Below are 4,632 nucleotides of genomic sequence, written 5' to 3'. Positions count from 1 at the left end.
ATCAGCTATGGCTGTTCTGGATTGCGCCGATCGTCGGTGCGATTCTGGCGGGCGTGCTTTATCCGGCGCTGACGCGTCAGAAATAAGCGTCGGCGGTTAAAAATCGGCGGAAAGCAGACGGGCGCAAATGCGCCCGTTTTTTGTTTTTTCGCCACGCCGCGCATTCGAAAGCGCGTTCGAAAGATTAAACAGCCGCGACAGATGTAATGCCGAATTACGCAGCATGCTTATGAATTGCTGCGCCACTGATTTTCATGAATTTTCATTGGTGGGCGTGAGCCTTATGGGATAAGGATTTCGACGATTTCGCCAGGCAAAATCGGCTTTCTCCGTCCCTTACGGCGCCCTTGCACACGGTAACAACTCGTCGAAGCGTGTAAGACGGCGGGCGCTTAAATTGGACTCATGCGACACACGTCGCCCTAAAGGAGAAACACAATGAAGCGCATCGTCACCCAAATGCTTGTCGCGACCGGCCTTGTGATCGGTGCGGTCGGAGCGGCACAGGCTCACAGCGACCTGCACATCGGCGTCTCGCTCGGTGCGCCGGCTTACGTAGCCCCGGCTCCGGTCTATGTGCGTCCGGCGGCCCCGGTGTACCGCGAACCGTACTATCGCCATGAAGCGCCGCGCTGGCACGGCGGCTACGGCCACGACAACGGCCGCTGGAACCGCGCGGGCTACAACCACGGCGGCTACGGCAACAACTGGGGGCATCGCGGATAAACGAAACGGGCCGCCGGCGCATGCCGGCGGCCCGTTTTGACGGATGCTCAGTCGGGCGTCTGTCCCGGCGACGCCAGTTCGTCGCGGATGCCGAACAGCTTGCGCAGATGATGCGCGACGCCCGCCTCGAAGTTGTTCCCGACGCGCGGCACGTTCGGCAGGCGCTTGATGAGATCGGGGTTGGCGTTGTTCATCATGAACGGATGCCCGGCGGTTTCGAGCAGGTCGATATCGTTCATGTTGTCGCCGAACGCGACGCACTGCGCGGTATCCACATCCAGCCGGTCCAGCACGAAGCGCAGCGCCCGCCCCTTCGACACGTCCGAGGTCATGACTTCCAGACAATCGGGCAGCGAATACGTGACGTAAAGCGAGTCGCCGAACTCGCGCTCGAGGTTCGCGGCGGTTTCCGCGAGATCCTCCGGTTCGCCGATATACAGCACTTTCGCGATGTTCTCGCCATCATGCTCGCGCAGATCCATTACTTCGTACTTGAAGCCCGAATCCTGGTGGAAGACCAGCAGTTCGGGCGCGTGGCGGTCGATGAGCCAGGCGTCGTCGGCGAAAAGATTGACGATGACGCGGCCGTGGTCGCCCGTGAGATCCGGCTGCACCAGACGGCGCACGGCGGCGGGATCGAGGTCGCGCGAATAGATGCGCTCGTCGCCGGGCGCGTGCACGCGCGCGCCATTGGACGTGATCAGATAAGCGTCGACGCCCAGCAGATCGCGGATGCCGGCGACATCGCGATAATGCCGCCCCGTCGCGATGATGATGGGCACGCCGCGCGCCGCCAGCGTGCGCACGGTTTCTGCGGTGAAGGGATCGAGCTGATGGTCGCTGTTCAGAAGCGTACCGTCGAGATCAGTAGCGATGACCGAGTACATGACTGCCTTTGTGGTGCTGCGGAGAACGCTATTTTATCGCGTCGCGCTGGCGGCACCCGGCAACGCGGCCGCCGCGCGCCGCGCCAGTGCGAGCGCGCCCGCCGCCGAATCGGCGCGAGGCGCCCGCAATCGCTCGCGCAATCCGGCAGGCACGACTGGCTCGTAAGGCGCGGCGAGCCCGCCGCACAGCGCGACGGGCAGCACGCCTGGCGGGTCGAGCGCCGCAACCAGCCGTTCTATCTCGAACGCCGCGCGCTTGAGCAGCCGCGCCGCGACCGGATGATCGCGGTATTCGAACACCGAGGGCGCGAGTGTCGCGTAGGCGGTCTGATTCGCGTTGCAGAGCCACACGACGAGGCTGTCGCGATCCGTCGCGCCCGTCAGCGCGAGCAGCGCGCGCGACCAGCCGTCTTCCGGCGCGCGGCCATCGAGCACGCGTTGAAGATGAACGACCGCGCGCAAGCCGAGCCACGCGCCGCTGGCTTCGTCGCCGCTCGGGAAACCGTAGCCGCCCGCGATGCGGCACGCGCCTGCCTGATCGAGCGACGCCGCGATGCTGCCCGTGCCGAGCGCGACGATCACGCCGGGTTCGCCGCCGTGCGCGCCGAGCACGGTGGTGTAAGCGTCGCTTTCGACGCTCAGCGCGCGCAGGTCCGGCGCCGCCGCGAGAAAAGCCGCGAGCCAGTCAGCGTTGTTCACGCCCGCGAGTCCGCAGCCGAGCGCGCAGTTGCGCCAGTCGAAGGGCAGCGCGGCGGCGTCGAACGCGCGGCGGCACGCGTCGCCGATCGACTGCCACGCGCGCTCCACACCGAGCCCGAGCCCCGACGGTCCGCCGTTCGAGCGCGCCAGCTCGATGCCTTGCGCGTCGGCGAGAATCACGCGCGTGCCGCTTCCGCCGCCGTCGATGCCGACGAGAAAGCCCTGGGATGCCGAATTCGTAGAGGTATTCATGGGCGCAAGCTTACCGTCGGCGGTGGCGCGCGCCAATCGGCCGAATGGCATAGGTGGCGCGGCGCGGGCGATCCGCTATGCTGACGCGATTCAGAATAATGAGGACTCGCAATGGCAGACACCGACCAATCCCGCTGCGCCTGGGCCACGACCGACGCAATGATCGCGTACCACGACCACGAATGGGGCGTGCCGTCGCGCGACGACCGCCATCTGTTCGAGATGCTGGTGCTGGAAGGCGCGCAGGCCGGTCTTTCCTGGTCGACGATCCTCAACAAGCGCGAAGGCTATCGCGCGCTCTTCGCGGGCTTCGATATCGACAAGGTGGCGCGCTTCACCGACAAGGACATCGAGCGAATCGTGCTGGACGCGCGCATCGTGCGCAACCGGGCGAAGATCGCGTCGGCCGTGCTGAATGCGCGCGCCGTGCAGCAGATTCAGCAGGAACATGGGTCGTTCGCGGACTTCGTCTGGTCCTTCGTCGATGGCAAGACCATCGACACACCGCGCGATGCGAAAAATCCCACGCCCGCGTCCACGCCGGAATCGGATGCGCTCAGCAAGGCGCTCAAGAAGTACGGCTGCAAGTTCGTCGGCACGACGATTTGCTACGCCTTCATGCAGGCCACGGGCATGGTCAACGATCACGCGGCCGATTGTCTCTCACGCGCAAGAAGCAAAACAAAACGTCGATCTGCAGCGAAATCCTCACACTAAAGCGATTCGTATGCGGAACATTTTTGCTTTTTGACAACGTTTGTGAGGGTAAATCGTACACCCTAGGGTATATCCTGATAGAAGCCGATTTTTTTGCAGTGAAGCACGCGCAATTCCCCGATCAGCAAGGATTCCGGGCTTCTTTTCCGCACTGCACGAACGTGCGGTCCGTGTAAAAATGGCGTCCTCGCGTGCGCTAGCGCACCTTTTTACCGGACCGAACCGTTATAACTGGCGGTGTACGGATCGTTCACTGAGTGCAGAAAATCCGACGCGAGCACATCGGGCGCTGTGAGACCGCACGCCCAGGCCGGGAAAATCCGCCGTGCTCGAAGCAGTGTCCGGGCGGCGAAGCGTTGCTTCAGGTTGCGGCACATTCGCAACGACGCCGCCGCTCCGGTGCAGCAAGGTGCAGGTTCTCGAATACTCAAACGCAGGGCCGCTGCGCAGGGGCGCAGGGGAGAGGATCATGAAAAGCTTGAACTTCCTGACGCATCAGGAGATTTTCAACAGCGCGGTACAGCATCTTTTCGTGCAAGGGCAAGCGGCCTTGCTTCCGCACGGCGGCGGCGCCTATCGCGGCTACTGCGGCGGCTGTCCTGTCGGCAGCTTCATCAAGCCGCGCGACTACATGAGCGCGATGGAAGGCGTGCCCATCCGCTACATCTCCCGGGCGCCCGAGCAGATTCCGGCGTACATGGATGTCGGCGTCACGGCGCTGCGGCGCGCGCTGCTACGCTCGCGCATCAACGTGTTCGATCCCAATACCGTCGAATTGCTTTCTTGCCTGCAAAACGTGCATGACGTTTTCGGCAAGTGGGAATGGCGCGAGCGTCTCACGTCGATCGCGCGTCAGTTCGGGCTGTCCGCCGAGCTTCTGAAAACGGCTGCCTGAGCGCGCGGGTGCTGCGATGTTAAGCCCTATTACGATGTTGAGCCCGAAGGAGATCTACGAGCGCGTCAGCGAGCATCTGCTGACGCAGCGCGCGGTGTCGGAAGACGACAACGGTTCGTGCCGGCTGCGCAGCCCGGAAGGCCGCAAGTGCGCGATCGGTTCGCTCGTGAACGACGATCTTTACGAGCCGGAGCTCGAAGGCATCGGCATTTCCTACTATCGGCATGCACAGGACGGCAAGCTGCTGCAGGCGCTCTTTGCATCGAACGTGAATGCGTACGATCCGAACATCATCGATCTGCTGATCGAGCTGGAAGAAATTCACGATTACGCCGATATCGACGAGTGGCCCGAGTTGCTCGCGGCGCTCGCCAAGCGTCACGCGTTCGTGTGATTCACGCGATCGAATAACTCGCAGCACAAACAAAACGGCGGTGCGCCCTGATAGGTCGCACC

General features: G+C 63.3%; 6 protein-coding genes. 4 read left to right on the top strand and 2 right to left on the bottom strand.

What is annotated here, in order from left to right:
• Positions 1-438 precede the first annotated feature (438 nt).
• Positions 439-726, top strand: a complete 288-nt coding sequence (locus AWB80_RS42565) for a hypothetical protein (protein ID WP_061180584.1) — start codon at positions 439-441, stop codon at positions 724-726.
• Positions 727-773: 47 nt separating this feature from the next.
• On the opposite strand, the gene AWB80_RS42560 is transcribed toward AWB80_RS42565, so the two are convergent.
• Together AWB80_RS42560 and AWB80_RS42555 are read right to left on the bottom strand one after the other, a co-directional pair.
• Entirely contained in the window at positions 774-1,613 is an 840-nt protein-coding gene (locus tag AWB80_RS42560; RefSeq protein ID WP_061180583.1) for a Cof-type HAD-IIB family hydrolase, read from the bottom strand.
• A gap of 33 nt (positions 1,614-1,646) precedes the next feature.
• Positions 1,647-2,564 (bottom strand): glucosamine kinase nucleotide-binding domain-containing protein, encoded by a 918-nt coding sequence (locus AWB80_RS42555; RefSeq protein ID WP_061180585.1) that lies wholly within the window; start codon positions 2,562-2,564, stop codon positions 1,647-1,649.
• Positions 2,565-2,675: 111 nt separating this feature from the next.
• On the opposite strand from AWB80_RS42555, the gene AWB80_RS42550 reads away from it, so the two are divergent.
• The 3 genes from AWB80_RS42550 (at position 2,676) to AWB80_RS42540 (ending at position 4,570) form a co-directional block, all read left to right on the top strand.
• The gene (locus tag AWB80_RS42550) at positions 2,676-3,281 is read left to right on the top strand and encodes a DNA-3-methyladenine glycosylase I (RefSeq protein WP_061180582.1); all 606 of its coding nucleotides are present in this window, start codon (positions 2,676-2,678) and stop codon (positions 3,279-3,281) included.
• A gap of 469 nt (positions 3,282-3,750) precedes the next feature.
• The gene (locus AWB80_RS42545; RefSeq protein WP_061180581.1) at positions 3,751-4,176 is read left to right on the top strand and encodes a hypothetical protein; all 426 of its coding nucleotides are present in this window, start codon (positions 3,751-3,753) and stop codon (positions 4,174-4,176) included.
• A 16-nt stretch (positions 4,177-4,192) separates the two neighbouring features.
• Positions 4,193-4,570: a hypothetical protein gene (locus AWB80_RS42540; RefSeq protein WP_244207068.1), complete on the top strand. Its 378-nt coding sequence runs from the start codon at positions 4,193-4,195 to the stop codon at positions 4,568-4,570.
• The last annotated feature ends 62 nt before the right edge of the window (positions 4,571-4,632 follow it).

Source organism: Caballeronia pedi, assembly GCF_001544915.2.
In the GTDB taxonomy this organism is placed as follows: Bacteria; Pseudomonadota; Gammaproteobacteria; order Burkholderiales; family Burkholderiaceae; genus Caballeronia; species Caballeronia pedi.
This window is presented reverse-complemented; position numbering and strand designations above follow the sequence as displayed.